This window comes from Ruoffia tabacinasalis (genome assembly GCF_042652985.1).
Lineage (GTDB): Bacteria > Bacillota > Bacilli > Lactobacillales > Aerococcaceae > Ruoffia > Ruoffia tabacinasalis.
In genome coordinates, this window is the sequence record NZ_JBHSHQ010000035.1 from 102,290 (window position 1) to 117,377 (window position 15,088).

General features: G+C 34.6%; 12 protein-coding genes. 6 read left to right on the top strand and 6 right to left on the bottom strand.

Annotation, left to right across the window (positions count from 1 at the left end; translation table 11 throughout):
* Nucleotides 1–95: 95 nt before the first annotated feature.
* Entirely contained in the window at nt 96–1,274 is a 1,179-nt protein-coding gene (locus ACFO5Y_RS06180) for a phospholipase D-like domain-containing protein (RefSeq protein ID WP_197103948.1), read from the bottom strand.
* A 165-nt stretch (nt 1,275–1,439) separates the two neighbouring features.
* On the opposite strand from ACFO5Y_RS06180, the gene ACFO5Y_RS06185 reads away from it, so the two are divergent.
* Nucleotides 1,440–1,976 carry a helix-turn-helix domain-containing protein gene (locus ACFO5Y_RS06185; RefSeq protein ID WP_197103949.1) on the top strand — a complete coding sequence of 179 codons (537 nt, stop codon included), beginning with the start codon at nt 1,440–1,442 and terminating at the stop codon, nt 1,974–1,976.
* Nucleotides 1,973–2,839, top strand: a complete 867-nt coding sequence (locus ACFO5Y_RS06190) for an IS3 family transposase (RefSeq protein ID WP_331459504.1) — start codon at nt 1,973–1,975, stop codon at nt 2,837–2,839. The genes ACFO5Y_RS06185 and ACFO5Y_RS06190 overlap by 4 nt, the downstream gene beginning before the upstream one ends.
* Before the next feature lie 57 nt (nt 2,840–2,896).
* On the opposite strand, the gene dcm (ACFO5Y_RS06195) is transcribed toward ACFO5Y_RS06190, so the two are convergent.
* From dcm (ACFO5Y_RS06195) to dcm (ACFO5Y_RS06205), 3 genes are all read right to left on the bottom strand, one after another.
* Nucleotides 2,897–3,886 (bottom strand): DNA cytosine methyltransferase, encoded by a 990-nt coding sequence (gene dcm, locus ACFO5Y_RS06195; RefSeq protein WP_197103950.1) that lies wholly within the window; start codon nt 3,884–3,886, stop codon nt 2,897–2,899.
* Between the two features lie 140 nt (nt 3,887–4,026).
* Nucleotides 4,027–4,515, bottom strand: coding sequence for a hypothetical protein (locus tag ACFO5Y_RS06200; protein ID WP_197103951.1), 489 nt, complete (start codon nt 4,513–4,515; stop codon nt 4,027–4,029).
* Between the two features lie 10 nt (nt 4,516–4,525).
* Entirely contained in the window at nt 4,526–5,743 is a 1,218-nt protein-coding gene (gene dcm, locus ACFO5Y_RS06205) for a DNA cytosine methyltransferase (RefSeq protein WP_197103952.1), read from the bottom strand.
* 393 nt (nt 5,744–6,136) lie between these two features.
* Here dcm (ACFO5Y_RS06205) and ACFO5Y_RS06210 point away from each other — a divergent pair, with 393 nt between their 5' ends.
* Genes ACFO5Y_RS06210 through ACFO5Y_RS06225 form a run of 4 tightly spaced genes read left to right on the top strand, consistent with a single transcriptional unit; the run spans nt 6,137 to nt 13,351 of the window.
* Nucleotides 6,137–7,603 (top strand): ATP-binding protein, encoded by a 1,467-nt coding sequence (locus ACFO5Y_RS06210; RefSeq protein WP_197103953.1) that lies wholly within the window; start codon nt 6,137–6,139, stop codon nt 7,601–7,603.
* A complete protein-coding gene (locus tag ACFO5Y_RS06215; protein WP_197103954.1) occupies nt 7,600–10,383 on the top strand; it encodes a Z1 domain-containing protein in 2,784 nt (927 codons plus the stop codon). Before ACFO5Y_RS06210 ends, ACFO5Y_RS06215 begins: the two co-directional genes overlap by 4 nt.
* Nucleotides 10,384–10,389: 6 nt before the next feature.
* Complete coding sequence (locus tag ACFO5Y_RS06220) at nt 10,390–11,298, top strand: PD-(D/E)XK motif protein (protein WP_197103955.1); 909 nt, start codon at nt 10,390–10,392, stop codon at nt 11,296–11,298.
* The gene (locus tag ACFO5Y_RS06225; protein ID WP_197103956.1) at nt 11,288–13,351 is read left to right on the top strand and encodes an AIPR family protein; all 2,064 of its coding nucleotides are present in this window, start codon (nt 11,288–11,290) and stop codon (nt 13,349–13,351) included. The genes ACFO5Y_RS06220 and ACFO5Y_RS06225 overlap by 11 nt, the downstream gene beginning before the upstream one ends.
* Before the next feature lie 67 nt (nt 13,352–13,418).
* Here the strand turns inward: ACFO5Y_RS06225 and dcm (ACFO5Y_RS06230) are convergent, their stop codons facing one another.
* Nucleotides 13,419–14,735, bottom strand: a complete 1,317-nt coding sequence (dcm, locus tag ACFO5Y_RS06230) for a DNA (cytosine-5-)-methyltransferase (RefSeq protein ID WP_197103957.1) — start codon at nt 14,733–14,735, stop codon at nt 13,419–13,421.
* Between the two features lie 127 nt (nt 14,736–14,862).
* Nucleotides 14,863–15,088 (bottom strand): transposase (locus ACFO5Y_RS06235; RefSeq protein ID WP_380706378.1); only part of this gene is annotated, 226 nt, incomplete at its 5' end.

A 15,088-nucleotide genomic window follows, 5' to 3' on the forward strand; every position in this document is an offset into this window, starting at 1 on the left:
TTACTTGGTAAGGGGTAGTTTTCTATTTAATAGTATGAAATTCTGTAATGAACGTAGTGATGACTCAAAGTTACTCCAAACGTGGACTTTTTACTCTAAACAGAGTTTTCTTGGAAGTCCTCATACGATCCAGTTTCCACAAAGTCTAAATAATAGTAATCATCACTCTTCTTCGTTAACTTAACACTATCAATTCCAATTTCATCTAGCATCTCCATCGTTACCAAATTACTTGGTTTAACTTTCAAGACATCCCTTAAGATCCATTCGCCTAATTCTTTATTAGGATTAGACATAAGCGCCTTCCCTCCAGCTTGAGCTACTTTACAATTCATTACTCGTCCGTTCGGTAATTCAACATCAAATGATGGTGAGTCTTTTGCGCTCTCTGTGCTTGTTTTACGCTCTCTTGAATAGACAAAGAAATCTTTATATTCTCTATGAATCCAAGATGGTATGGAGATATAAACTTCGTCATGATGACGCGGTCGCCCTTTCGCATTCCATTGGTTTAAACCAGACCGTTCTGGGACTTTGCCTTCCCTTGGTGAATAGAGTGGTAGTATTATGTAATTTTCTTCTTGAGTAACTGATGTTTCAGAGGTCACTATTTTTGGTTGCAACGATTTCAAGAAATCAAATGGATTCTCAAGTATTTCAACGTTGAATGTGATTATTCTATTTTGTTCTGTTGTATCAAACCGTTTAAGCAACGTGTTTTTTGACAAACTAAAGGAATATTCATTCAGTTTATCTTCGAATTTTATCGTATTCTTCCCTTGCTTTTTAGGTATCCTAATCGAATTGATATCGATTAAATCCATCCCAGTTTCATAGACATTCATTCTACCCGGTTCTCTAGTAATTAGGTGATAGATTGATGCTTCCGTGTCTACCATGTTTTGCGTCACATTAATACGCTTGTTCCTTAACTCAGCCACAGTATGGACAATATCTTCAACATTCTTAAAAGACCTTATCTTATCACTATCATTATTAAATTCCGCTACCTTCTGAAAGGTTCGTCCATTATTATTCAAGAAAGTTTTTAAACCAATCCCCATTTTCCCTTTGGTGGCATCATATGAGACATCCCCACGTGAAAGGTTCTTCGCATCAAATGAAGAACAAAATAAGTTCTCATGAGCACGATAATATAAATAAGGAGACGCATTATCTGAGAATAAGTTTGATAATGAACCAAGTATCTTTAACATTTCTATGTATTCATTTTGTTGATCACGAGTCTGCTGACCCCAAAAATCGTGTTCCATGTCGCTCACTTCCTCTTCGTTATTGCATTTAAAACGCTTCAATACATATATAATACCAAATATGTAAATAAAGTTCTCTCAATTAAGAGAAATAAAAAAGCTAGCAATCACTCTGGATTATGTAGTGACCCCCTAAATCCGGACATGGATTTAGGGGGTTTTTAGATGGAAAAAGAATATAATAAAGAGCTAAGATTGATGGTAGTTAAAGAAAATGAAGCGGGTGTTTCACAACAGAGCTTAGCTAAAAAATATGGTGTGGCACGTAGTACAATTAAAAATTGGTGTTATCAATATCAAATGTATGGTGAGGCTGGGATTGAAAATAGCTTGTCTAAAACGAAATATAGTGGCGAATTCAAGTTATCTGTTTTAAACTATAGACACATACATCAGGTGTCTTATAGAGAAGCGGCTGAACACTTTAATATCAAACAAGGCTCCACGATTGCCAACTGGCAGAGAGCGTATGATAGTCAAGGGTTTGAAGGCTTAACTGGGGCACCCGGACGTCCAAAAAACAAAGGAGACCGTGCAATGACTCATCAAGATAAGCAACCTCGAAACCTATCACAATCTGAACTAGAAGAACTTATTGAATTAAGAGAAAAAACTATGTATTTAGAAGCGGAAAACGCGTATCTAAAAAAGTTGAAGGCCTTGATCCAGAAACAATCAAACACAAAGAAAAAACAAAAATAATTCTGGAATTAAGGCGTGAATTCCCAGTGATTAAGCTTAAGACTTGGCTTGAGTTGGTAGCCATTCCTAAGAGTTCATTCTATGAATGGAAAGCGAAATTAAATCAATCCGAGGAGGATACGGAAGAGAATACACTCATCGAAGCAATTAAAGCAATCATTGATGCGTCAAGTCAAAGTTATGGGTATCGCAGGGTCACCTTAGCTCTAAATCAGCGAGGACGTAAAATTAATCATAAGCGTGTCTTAAGAATTATGCGAGAAAATCAACTCTTGTGTGTGAAATTCCGCCGTAAAAGTCGTCGATATAGTTCATTCAAAGGAGAAGTTGGAACCATCGCTGATAATCATCTGGATCGCCAATTTGTTACGGAAGAACCGAATCAAGTTTGGGTGAGTGATGTGACCGAATTTAAAGTAGCCCATTCAGAAAGTAAATTGTATTTATCGCCGATCATGGATCTCTATAACAGTGAAATTATCGCGTATAGTCTCAGTCAATCTCCGACAGTTAAATTTACCAATCAATCGCTTGAAGATGCATTAACAACGTTACCTGAGCAACACGACTTAATGGTACACACCGACCAAGGATTTCATTATCAACACTGGTCATGGGTCAAGCTACTTGAAGAAAACAATATTTGTCAGAGTATGTCCCGACGAGGGAACTGTCTAGATAATGCACCGATGGAAAACTTTTTTGGTTTATTGAAGCAAGAAATGTACTACGGTGAAACTTTCGAAAGTATCGAGGAGTTAGAAGCACGAATCAGATCATATATTTACTGGTACAACCACGAACGTATTAAAACAAAACTAAACGGCCTGTCACCTATTCAATATAGGTTACAAGCCGCTTAGAAAAATTATTCAATTAAAGTCCGTTTTTAAGGGTGCACTACATTACTAGCCTCGGATTTATACAAATAACTCCAATTGAACAACACCTGATTGTACCCCATCCAAGGCAATAGCTATCTGGTCTGCTATCCGTTCAATCACAGGTACAACGACTGAGTTACCTGCTTGCTTATATAAATGAGATAAAGCCATATCTTCTGGTAATTGGTAAGTGTCAGGATAACCTTGTGCATTAAAGCATTCTCTTGGAGTTAGTTTGCGGATGCCGTGATCGCCTAATACCAACGGTACATTATTACCACCTGTACCCATATTCGCTGTCAATGTTGGTACAACACCACTTTTATTTTCACGGACATACTTACGTCGCCATTGATAGACTGTTTCCTGCGAAGTAATTCCTTCAGCAAGTGCCGGATAATAGCTGTGTTTCTCAGGTGTGTAGTAGAAATAATCATCAATTTTACGTTCAAAATCAATAATATCACTCAAGGTAGTTTGGCGCTCAATCGCTTCTGGAAAGCTAAAATTCAAGTAATCTTCCTTATTATCAAAGCCAACAATATAGATACGCTCTCTATTTTGTGGAATATCTCCGTAATCTTTCGCATTCATAACTTTGTATTTTATATAGTACCCGTGGTAAGTCAATGCTTCTTTGATAACTTTAAAAGTATTCCCGTTGTCATGCGTTACTAAGTTTTTTACGTTTTCTAAGAAGACAACACGTGGTCGTTTTTCTTTAATAATCCGAAGTGTTTCAAAGAATAAGTCACCCCGCTCATCCTCAAACCCTTTACGGTATCCCGCTACGGAGAAAGCTTGGCATGGAAAGCCTGACAACAGTACGTCAAAGTCGGGCAATTCTGTAGCGTCAATGTTATGAATATCTTCAACGAGTATTTGATTATTAAAATTCAAGGCATAGGTCTTCGCCGCATTTGAATCAAACTCATTAGCTAGTATTGTTTCGAATTGTCCGGTTTGCTCAAAGCCGAGGTCAATCCCTCCAACTCCCGCAAACAATGAAAGCACCTTATAAGTCATGTCATCTTCCTCCATAAAAAATTCGTTAAAACCATTATACAGAACATTTGTTCGTATAGCAATTTAATTTGCTATATAAGTAAAAAAAGACCCCAAATCACTTTGGGATCAAACTTCTTATTCGCTTTAAGTCAATGCCTCTAGACATTATCCAACATAGGATTCCAATACACTTGATACCTAGGAACTCCTCTAATCAAATCAATCAATTTATCATCAATTCGATCATCTTCACGTAACTTCTTTTCATATATTTCATAATCACCGTTACTATAAACACCTGCCAATACATCCCCACCAAGACTAACTTTCCTTGTTACATAGAGCGTTGTGTTCAACCCCATATCAGCAACCATATATATTTTCTTACACTCACCTAAATTACTTGTTGCAGGCAATGATAATTCAAATTTAAATACTGTATCTGTTAAATCAGCAAATGTTACACTGAAGTCCTCCACAGAGAAAGGACAATCTACAGCATGTTTTCTATAATAACTCTCCAGTGATTTGAATAGATAATTAGCTCCACCACTTCGTAAGTTTCTTGCAAATTGAATTGGATTGTTAAAGTATACGGTTGGTAGCTCAAAATGTTCAAATCGAAAACGGGTTACTTTTTGCTTCATAGTTAGGCTCCTATAATTGAACAATTGAATAGAATTTCATTGATTTTCTCTTCCGAACAAGCTCCATGTACTCTGTATCATGGATGAGTGGGAAGCGGTCATCAATTTGATCTAAAGCAGCTTCGGCTTCTTCGTAGGAATTATAATAGTCATGCGTATAACTTTCTCCGGCGTAATTACCTTGAAGGTCAGTGTATACGAGGGCATAGTTGGCGTCCTGGATATTCATCGCATCATCAACATCATGCTTGCTTAATACATCAGAGATATTCTCTGCAATTCGTTTAATGACCGGCACTACGACGCTGTTCCCTGCTTGCTTATAAAGATGTGAATTGGCTAATTCTGGCAATTTATACTCTTCTGGGTAACCCTGAGCGTTAAACGTTTCTCTTGGTGTAAGTTTACGCACACCATTTTTTGTATAGACTAGTGGCACGTTATGTCCACCTGTTCCCATATTAGCTGTTAGGGTTGGCACAACACCTGACTTATTCTCACGAACATACTGTCTACGCCATTGATAGACTGTATCATAAGAAATCACCGCTTCTTCAATCTTGTCGTAAAAAGGCTGTTTGCCTTCACGATAATAATACTTCTCATCTTCTTGTGAGTTGTAGTCAATGATATCACTTAATTCAGTCGTCATTTCAACAGGCTCTGGAAACTCAAACGCATCATAAGTTTCTTTGTTGTTGAATCCTACAACATAGATACGCTCCCGGTTTTGAGGAATATTACCGTAATCTTTTCCGTTAAGTACTTTCCACTTAATATAGTAACCATTCGCTACTAGTGACTCACGGATGACTTTGAAGGTATTCCCTTTATCATGAGTCACCATATTTTTTACATTCTCAATGAATATAACTTTTGGGCGGTTCTCTTTGATAACACGAAGTAGTTCAAAGAATAGATCCCCACGTTCATCTTCAAAACCTTTACGGTAACCCGCAATACTGAAGGCTTGACAGGGGAATCCGCCGGTTACAATATCCACTTTAGGAACTTCCGTGGCCTCTACTTCTTTTATGTCTCTAATATCTAAGTTGATCTCCGGAAAGTTCGTTTGATATGTAATTTGCGCATTTTTATCAACTTCGTTGGCATATACAGCTTTAAAGTCATTTGTTTGCTCAAAACCTAGCTCAATTCCGCCAACACCAGCAAAAAAAGATGCGATTGTATGCTTATTATTTGGTCCAGATTTTTCGGTATGTAGCATATGGCACTCTCCTTTTCGTTAGTTTACAATCTTATATTCTATCATAAACTGAGGAAAATGCAGCTACGAATAATCTCCTTATACGGAAGCCAAGTCAATATTTTAAAAAGACGATTTGTCAAATCATCAAAACATTAAGATTGCTATAAAAAATTAAATGATATCTCAAATGAATTTTTACACTAATTATTAAAAAATTTACTTAAAATTTACACAAACCCTATTTTGATCTCATTGTATGTCTACTAATATCAAAATAATGATTGAAAAGGTATACAAATATAGAGAATAATAATATATACTATTATTACATTGAATATGTTTTTAATAAATATTATATAAAAATTTTGGTTAGATATTTCTTCCTAATAATTTGAGAAAGTAGTGATTTTTTTGCGAGAAATTAAATTAACACCTTTTGCTCCTAATTTAGTCGAATCAACCAGGTCTATTGGCTACTCATTCGAAACAGCTATGGCTGACATTATAGATAATTCAATTAGTAATTTAGCATCTAGGGTGGATGTCCTCTTCGATGATAATGAAGAAAATCCTTATATAGCAATTATCGATGATGGCACCGGTATGTCAGCAAAAACCCTTCAACAAGCAATGAGATACGGAAGCACATCAACACTTGAAGAAAGAGCTGAAAATGACTTAGGTAGATTCGGTTTAGGATTAAAAATGGCATCTATGTCACAGTGTAGAAAACTGACCGTTATTTCTAAGCAAAGAAATAAAATTAACGCAGTTTGTTGGGACTTAGATCATATTCATAAAACTTCCGAATGGTCATTAATTGTGTATTCAGACGACCAAATTAAACAGTTAAAGCACTACGATAAGTTAGAAAATTATAAATCTGGAACTATCGTTCTTTGGGAGAAACTTGACCGTATATCTGAATCTGAGATCCACTTCTCAAAAGAATTTAACCAAAAACTAGATTTCGCTGACAGACATTTAGGATTAGTATTCCACAGATACTTAGAAAACAAACTAAGTAATAATTATTTCGAACTCTACTTTAACAATAGATTGGTTGAACCTATCGATCCATTTATCACAACAAACAAGGCTACACAACCACTTGAAGAAGAAACAATATTCATTAATAAAGTACCTATTCAAATTAAACCATTTATAATTCCATACAAAAGTAAACTGAGCGCTGAAGAAAGAAGCGTTCAAAATTCTTACAACGATTTAAATCTTAAACAAGGATTATACATATATAGAAATAAAAGATTGATTGTTTGGGGTAAATGGTTCCATCTATTACGAGATTCAGAATTGAATCGATTAGCACGCGTTAGAATAGATCTTCCCAATTCTATCGATGATGTTTGGACAATTGATGTTAAAAAGTCGAATGCTACCATACCAAGTTCAATTAAAGATACTCTAAAAAATATTATTATTCGAGCTGTTGGAAGAAGTGAAAAAGTTTATAGATACAGAGGTAGGAAAGCTAATCAAACTAGTTATGAGCACATATGGAATCGCATTTCAAATCGGGATAACATTCAATATGTGATTAATAGAGACATTCCTATGTTCAAAGCACTTGAAAACTCATTAACAGATGAACAATCCCGCCTATTCGAAAGTTTTATTAACTCCGTTGAGGATGGATTCCCATACACCGGGGTTTACTATGATCTTGCAAAAGACAGAAATATAGAAGAAAACTCGTTGAGTTTAGAAGAAGCTTATGACATGGCAAAAAATGTCATTGACTCTTTTGGTGATAATGTTGAAGCTAAGCTGCAGCAACTAGAGGTTTTTCAGAAAATTGATATATTCCAAAAGTACCCATCCGTTTTGACTATGATTGAGGAGGAGCTAAATAAATGATAAATAATAGTAACATCGAAAATTTAGAAACTTACATAGATACAGGAATTTCAGTTGCAAAATCTAATGATGAATCAGTGGTTATCGATGAGTACAGGATTAACGAACTCGCAGATTTATATAGCAAATTCATTCCTGATATAACTGATGAAGAAAAAAATAAAGCTATTATTAATATTCAGCAAAAGGTAGATATAGTGATGGATAAGGGGGTTACTTTACGAGATAAAGACACCTATAAAAAATGGTACGAAGCTGCTTTAGCAGAACGAGGGAATGATTATTGGGATAGGTACAAACGATACTTAAAAAAACAAAAACTTCCCACAAACGTGATTGATAACATTGATGATATTAGTATGCAAATAATGGATAGTCTTGCTGATCCTTTATCTGAAGAAGCTTTTAATCGTAAAGGGCTAGTTATCGGTTCTGTCCAATCAGGAAAAACCTCAAATTATATCGCTCTCATGAATAAAGCCATGGATAGTGGATACAAAGTATTTATTATACTAACGGGTACTATTGAGAAATTGCGTGTTCAGACACAATCAAGAGTCGATGAAGGTTTTATTGGAAAGGATAGTTCTCAAACTCAAAAGATTGTTGGTGTTGGCCTAGAAAAAGAACTCGATCTTATTCCTGCCTTTACTAGTACAGACAATGATTTTTCTTCAAGAGATCGTGTTCCTTTGTACCAGGATGTAGCTTCAGTATTTGTTATTAAGAAAAATAAACACGTTTTAGAAAAACTAGGATCTTGGTTAAAGAACAATAATACAAATGGTGAGACCAGCAAGATCGAGCTCCCCTTATTATTGATTGATGACGAGGCTGATAACGCTTCAATAAACACCTCACAAGATAGTGATGATCCTACCACAATAAATAAATCGATTAGAAAAATATTAAAGTTATTCAGTAAGTCATCATACGTAGGATTTACAGCAACACCATTCGCAAATATTTTTATTAATCCACAGTTAGATGAAGAAGAAAAAGATGACCTATTTCCGCGTGACTTTATCACCTTGCTAGAGCAGCCATCAAACTATGTCGGTCCCTATGATATGTATATGGAAAATGGAAAATACAATTATATGATTCGATACAATGACGATTTAGAAGAACTGCTACCATTAAAACACAGTAAAACTGACTATTTATCTCATTTGCCAAAATCACTTCAAGATTCAATAATTACATTCTTTCTAGCAAACGCAATTAGAGATCTACGTTTGGATAACAAAAAACACAGATCGATGTTAATCCATATATCAAGATTCATCGATGTTCAAAACTATGCTCGCGGAACAATTAGTAACTATGTTAAGACTCTACAAACTGAAATTAAACATTACATTTTAAGTGATGGAAGTGAACGGCCAACTATTTCACGAATAAAAAAAGTATTCGAAAATGAATTTAAAAACAAACAGCTTGATGATTCGGTGTTCCCTATTAAAGAATCTTGGGATGAAGTTAGAGGTGTATTATATGAATCCGTTAGAAACATTCAAATTAGGGTTGTCAATAGTGGTACGGCAGCCCAAAACTTAAATTACGAAGATTATCCAAATGGTTTACGAATAATTGCAATTGGTGGACTATCGTTAGCTAGGGGGCTTACCTTGGAAGGTTTAATGACTAGTTATTTCTATAGAAACACTAAAATGTATGATACTTTGATGCAGATGGGACGTTGGTTCGGATATAGAGATGGTTACCAAGATTTATGTCGGCTGTGGACTTCAGAAGAGTCTGAAGGATGGTATGCTCATATAGCTGAAGCAACACAGCAACTTGGTCTTGACATACGTAGGATGCATGCTCAAAGAAAACGACCAATAGAATTTGGGTTAAGAGTGCTTTCTTCTCAGGACATGCCCCTAATCGTCACAGCTTTAAATAAAAAAAGGAGCTCTAAAAAAGCCAAAATATACCGTGAACTAAATGGAACTATAATGGAAACTACTTTACTTGAAAAATACCCTGATAAATTAGAAGCGAATAACTTATCTATAACTTCATGGTTAGAAAGTAATTTAAAATATTTAGTCAAAGATGAATCCATTCTTCAAAGTAAAGCACCTACATTCAAGGATGTTCCAAAGTCAGAAATTGAAAACTTGTTGGTCAGCACTTCATTCCCAAGAATTAATGGTCATGAAGAGGCTATCCAGGAATTACTAACCCAAAATAATCCCATTCTAGATTATTGGGATGTAGTTATAGCAACTCAAATTAAAGATCGAAATTTAGATTTTGGTCCAATAAAAATTAATCCACATAGACGGTCTTTCGACCTATTTGGTGACAAAAACAACTACATAAGAATGAACCGTAGTAAAAAGAGATTAGGAACTGTCGCATATTCTTATGCCGGGTTGACTAAAGAAGAATATAAAAAAATCAAAATTAGTGTAGATGATCAAAGAAAATTATTAGGTAAAACTAAAAGCGGCTCCCTAAAGGCGGCTTCAGATTACATGTATTTCAATTCCGGGATCAAACGTAACCCGCAGATAGTAATATATCCGATAAAATTAAAAAACGCTGACAGTGATAGAGTGGATCACAAAGAAATTAATGAATATGTTAAAGAGAATCAGAACTTAGCCACAGGAATTTCAATTGGTATTCCAGAGATTAACAATAGTAATAATATTAGGTACGAATATGAAATTAATGACATTTACCAACGTGAACTTCTAGGAATCCCATTAGATTCGGATGAACCTGACGATGAAGATGACGAATTTTTATTAAATTGGAATTGATGAATTATGACAAATAATACGCATAAAAGAATTAAAGGGACCGACCAAGTAGGAATATTTATAGGTGAAGATGAAGAACAACGATTTAGTTTATTAATCGTATTCACTGAAAAACCAAAAGTCACCGTAAATAGTAATGTTATTTTAAGTTCAGTTAGATTAAGAAAAGATAGAGATTGGGCATTAGAAATTTCATTACTTGATGAAAATTATAGGGGCGTATTTCAAATCTTAATTGATGACTTAGTTAGCGTCGTTTTGCCCGAAAAGAATCAACTCTTTGCAGAAAGAAAAATATTAAAACGTTACAATGAATGGACCCAATTATTTGAAGAGTTTCGTGAAAATAGACTGTCATATCCTATGATGCAAGGTCTAGCTGGTGAACTGTTTTTTATCAATAATGTTTTAACTAAGCACTATGAAATAGAGGATATCATTAAAGCGTGGATTGGGCCAAATGGTGGAAATCAAGATTTTCATTTTTCTGATAATTGGTATGAAGTAAAGACAAAATCCAGAAATAAAAATTCCGTTACCATAAGTAATGATTTTCAACTTAATGCTACATCTGATGGCGACTTGGTTGTTATTGACTGTGAAAAGACCAGTATAAATAATGCAAAAGGCGTTAATATTATGGATCTCTATGAAAGTATCGCAGATAAAATTTACGATCAGCAAACTTTACACAATTATAATAAGAAACTATATAATTTGAAATTTGTTCCTTCAGAAGAATATCGTGAACCAAATTTTTTAATTTCAAAAATCGTTCATTATAATATCACTGAAGAGTTTCCTAAATTAATCGAAACACCTAATTTGAATGCATTTCACAACATTAAATTTGACGTAAGCTTACCCGCTATCAAACAATTTATTAGTAAAGAGGTGGACTTGAATGACCTATAGAGAGGATCTAGTAAATGAAATAAACTCAAGTGCAAGCGCTGAGGGGATATCCGCCCGTGAAGCATTTTTTGAGTTATATTTGCAAAAATTAGAAGATTCAGACTTAATTGAAGATTATCATTATTTGTACTTTGAAGGTGTTGGAAAGAGGAACAGAAAGCTTCAAATTGATGGATATGCTTTTAACGAATTTGATAAAAAGCTCACCCTCTTTATCATTCCTCCACTAACTTATTACAAGAAGAAAACTCTTACTGCTACTGAATCAAATTCACTATTCTCTAGAGCTTCTAATTTTTACTTCGATGCAGATCGAGTGTTGAGTGAGGCTGAGGAAAGTAGTATGGGTTATGGTCTTGCATTTGATATTGTAAATAAAAAAATGGATGTAGCCATAATCGAAACGATTATTATTACAGACTATATAAAATCTGACAGAATAGATGTTATTGACTCCCAGATAGTAAATAATGTTCGCGTGGATTACAAAATATACGATATTACTACAATGCAACAAATCGATGAGTCCGAACAAGGGAAAGAACCGGTAGTTATTGACCTTGAAAATGAATTCGATAGCAAGGGAATACCAGCTTTAGCAGCTTCCAAAACAAAGGATTATGAGTCATATTTATGTATGATTCCAGGGAAAATTCTCGCTCAAATGTATGACAAATATCAATCTCGCTTACTAGAAGGGAATGTGCGTTCCTTTTTACAAACAAGAGGAAAAGTAAATAAAGGGATTCGTAACACGATTCTGAATGATCCTGAAATGTTCTTTGCTTATAACAATGGGATTGCAGCAACTGTACAGGATTTAATATTAGATAAAACCGAGGATGGCTTAGTTATCAAGGGTTTTGATTCTTTACAGATTGTAAACGGCGGTCAAACAACTGCCTCACTAGCAAGCGCTTGGGTTAATGATACAAGACATGGTTCGAGGAAAAAAATCGAGGAGATTCAAGTTCCGATGAAAATCTCCGTTGTTGATCACAAAGTAGGACAAGAACTTATACCGAATATTTCTAGATTTGCCAACAGTCAGAACAAAGTAAGTGAATCAGACTTATCTTCCAATCATCCTTTCCATGTGAAGATCGAAGAATTTTCAAGACGTCTCGTCGCTCCAGCAACTGGTGGAGCACAATTTGGTACTTATTGGTATTATGAAAGAGCTAATGGACAATATCGCCAAGAGACATACAAAGCAACAGTCTCTGCAAAGAAAAAGTTCAACTCCCAATACCCTAAAAACCAAATGTTCAAAAAGACAGACCTGGCTAAATATTGGAATATCTATTTAGGAAAACCTCATTCTGCAAGTGCCGGGGCACAAAAGAGTTTCAGTATATTTAGTACTTGGATGGTTCCGAAATATGATAAAAAACCTGAATTTGTAAACGAAAATTTCTTCAGAAAAACAGTTGCGCTGGCTATTTTATTTAAAAAATCGGATTATATCGTAAGACATCAATCATGGTACGATAGTTATAAAGCTAATATTGTTGCCTATACCCTATCTTCTATTATTTATAGAGTAAAGGAAGAATATAAGGACTTAGATATTGATTATAATAAAATATGGAAAAACCAAGACTTGTCACGTGCTTGGGTTAAACAAATCCAAACCGTATCAAAGCTAATGTATGAACATTTAACAAGTCCTGACAGGCTTGTAGAAAACGTTACTGAATGGGCTAAGCGCTTGAACAGTTGGGAAATAGCTCGAGAGATTGAATATGATTTTCATGAGGATTTTATTACTGAACTTAAAGCAAGATTCGAAGTGGAATCCAATAGAAAGTATGCCATCAAACAAGAAAAAGAATTCCGAGAAATGGACGCAACTGTAACGGTTGTTGAGTACGGTGTCGATTTTTGGAAAGAAGTTCTTGATTGGGGTAATCAGGAGAAAATATGGAATATTCAGGATAAGAGTTTCCTAAAAGTTGCTATAAATATGTTGAAAAAAATGCCGTCAGATAAACAGTCTATTAAAATACTACAAGTACTGGATAAAGCACGGTTAGAAAGTTTTCCAAAATAGAATCCTACATGCAAAAAAGGAATTATGCCTTCGCATATCAGCGAGTATAATTCCTTTTTGTTGTTATCTATATTACATCCAGCAACATACATTCGTATATTTCCCTTTCTTCGTTAATTTCGATGATCTCTTTATTTTCTATGATAGTATTCACTCTATCTATTATCGAAAATATTTCAGTTAGTACGTTAACAACGATACTATTCCCCGAAAGTACTAATAATTTTGAATGTGATAACATCTTTCTACTTTTAGATATTCTAAAGTTGTTATCTAGCAACTGTTGGAAGTCCCCTTCTTCAAATCCCATTAATAGAAATGTTTCTCTCGGAGTTAAATTCCTATATTCCATCTTCTTACTTGTCGAAATAGAATCAATCTCGTGAACTATAACTCCTGCATTTGGGTTTCTATCTTGTTTAGTCGTAATGGTTTTAGCAATTGTATTTGATGTCTTGCTACCATACGCAAGCTTAACTGACGTTCTATAAATTTCTTCTCTAGAGGGAGTTTTATTTGGAATGTTTTGTACCGCTTCTTCTAAATAACGCGAATCAGAGTAATCAAGTTTTAGAAATGGATCTAACTTTGGCAATTCATCTTGTGACACTTTTAAAGCATCAAATAGTTCTTTAAATTTTAAATCGTAATTTATCGGAACGCCATCCATTAAAACACTTATCATAAAGGTTCTTGTTCTACTTTGAGGAATCCCGAAATTTTTAGCACTTAAGTCATAAGTGAAATTTTTATATCCCATTCTTTCTAACTCTGTTTGCCAATACTCAAAATTTTTCTTATGCAATGGACCGTGTATTGCTGTAACATTCTCCATCAATAAAAATCGCGGTTTACTTTTTTCTAAATTATCGTATTCATTGAGTATTCTCTCAACCTCCCACAATAAACCAGACCTATTATTAGCACCTTTATCTATCCCAGAGAAATTTCCATGCCAATAACTACTTATTGATAAATCCTGACAAGGAAAACTGTAAGTCAACAAATCAGCATCAGGTAGATCCTGGGCTCTTACTTTTGATATATCAACTAAATTGTTATTATTTTCAATAGAGTGCGTAATAGCTTTGAGTTGTTCAATAGTCATCCGTTTTAAAGCACTTTCTGGCATTGGGTTCTTACCATCGTTACTTATATTAAATTTTGCTAATTTCTCACTCAGTTCCTCTTTTGTTAGAGAGTCATATTTACTTAAGTCTTGTTGCCCATTATGGATAATATCATAGGCAAACATTGCACCAATTTCCCATTCAATTGTAGCAACAACTTCATATTCAAAATTTAATTTTCTTTTGGATAATTTTTCTAAAGCTTTTGCTTGAGATCCTATACCACTAAAAGCCTCAATAACTTTCAAAACCATTTTTACACCTCCTAGCTAATTACATACGATTACTATTGTACCATAACTTCAATCTGTTACATAAGTATTAGTTTTAATGTGGTGCCTTTTTCTGTACTTATCATTACATTTTTAAGTGTTTGATTTGTCAAATTAAGCTAGACAAAACTGCTTCATCTAAGTAACTCAAAAATACTTCCAACGGTGTTCGGTAGTGTAAGGATTTCCGTGGAATCGTGTTCCGTTTGTGTGCAATCGATGACACAAAGCTTTGGTCTACTTGAGTAAAGTCCATTCCTTTTGGCAGTCCGTCTCTGCGTAATAAACCATTGGAATTCTCATTCAAAGCTCGCTGTGAGGGCGTTCCTGGATCG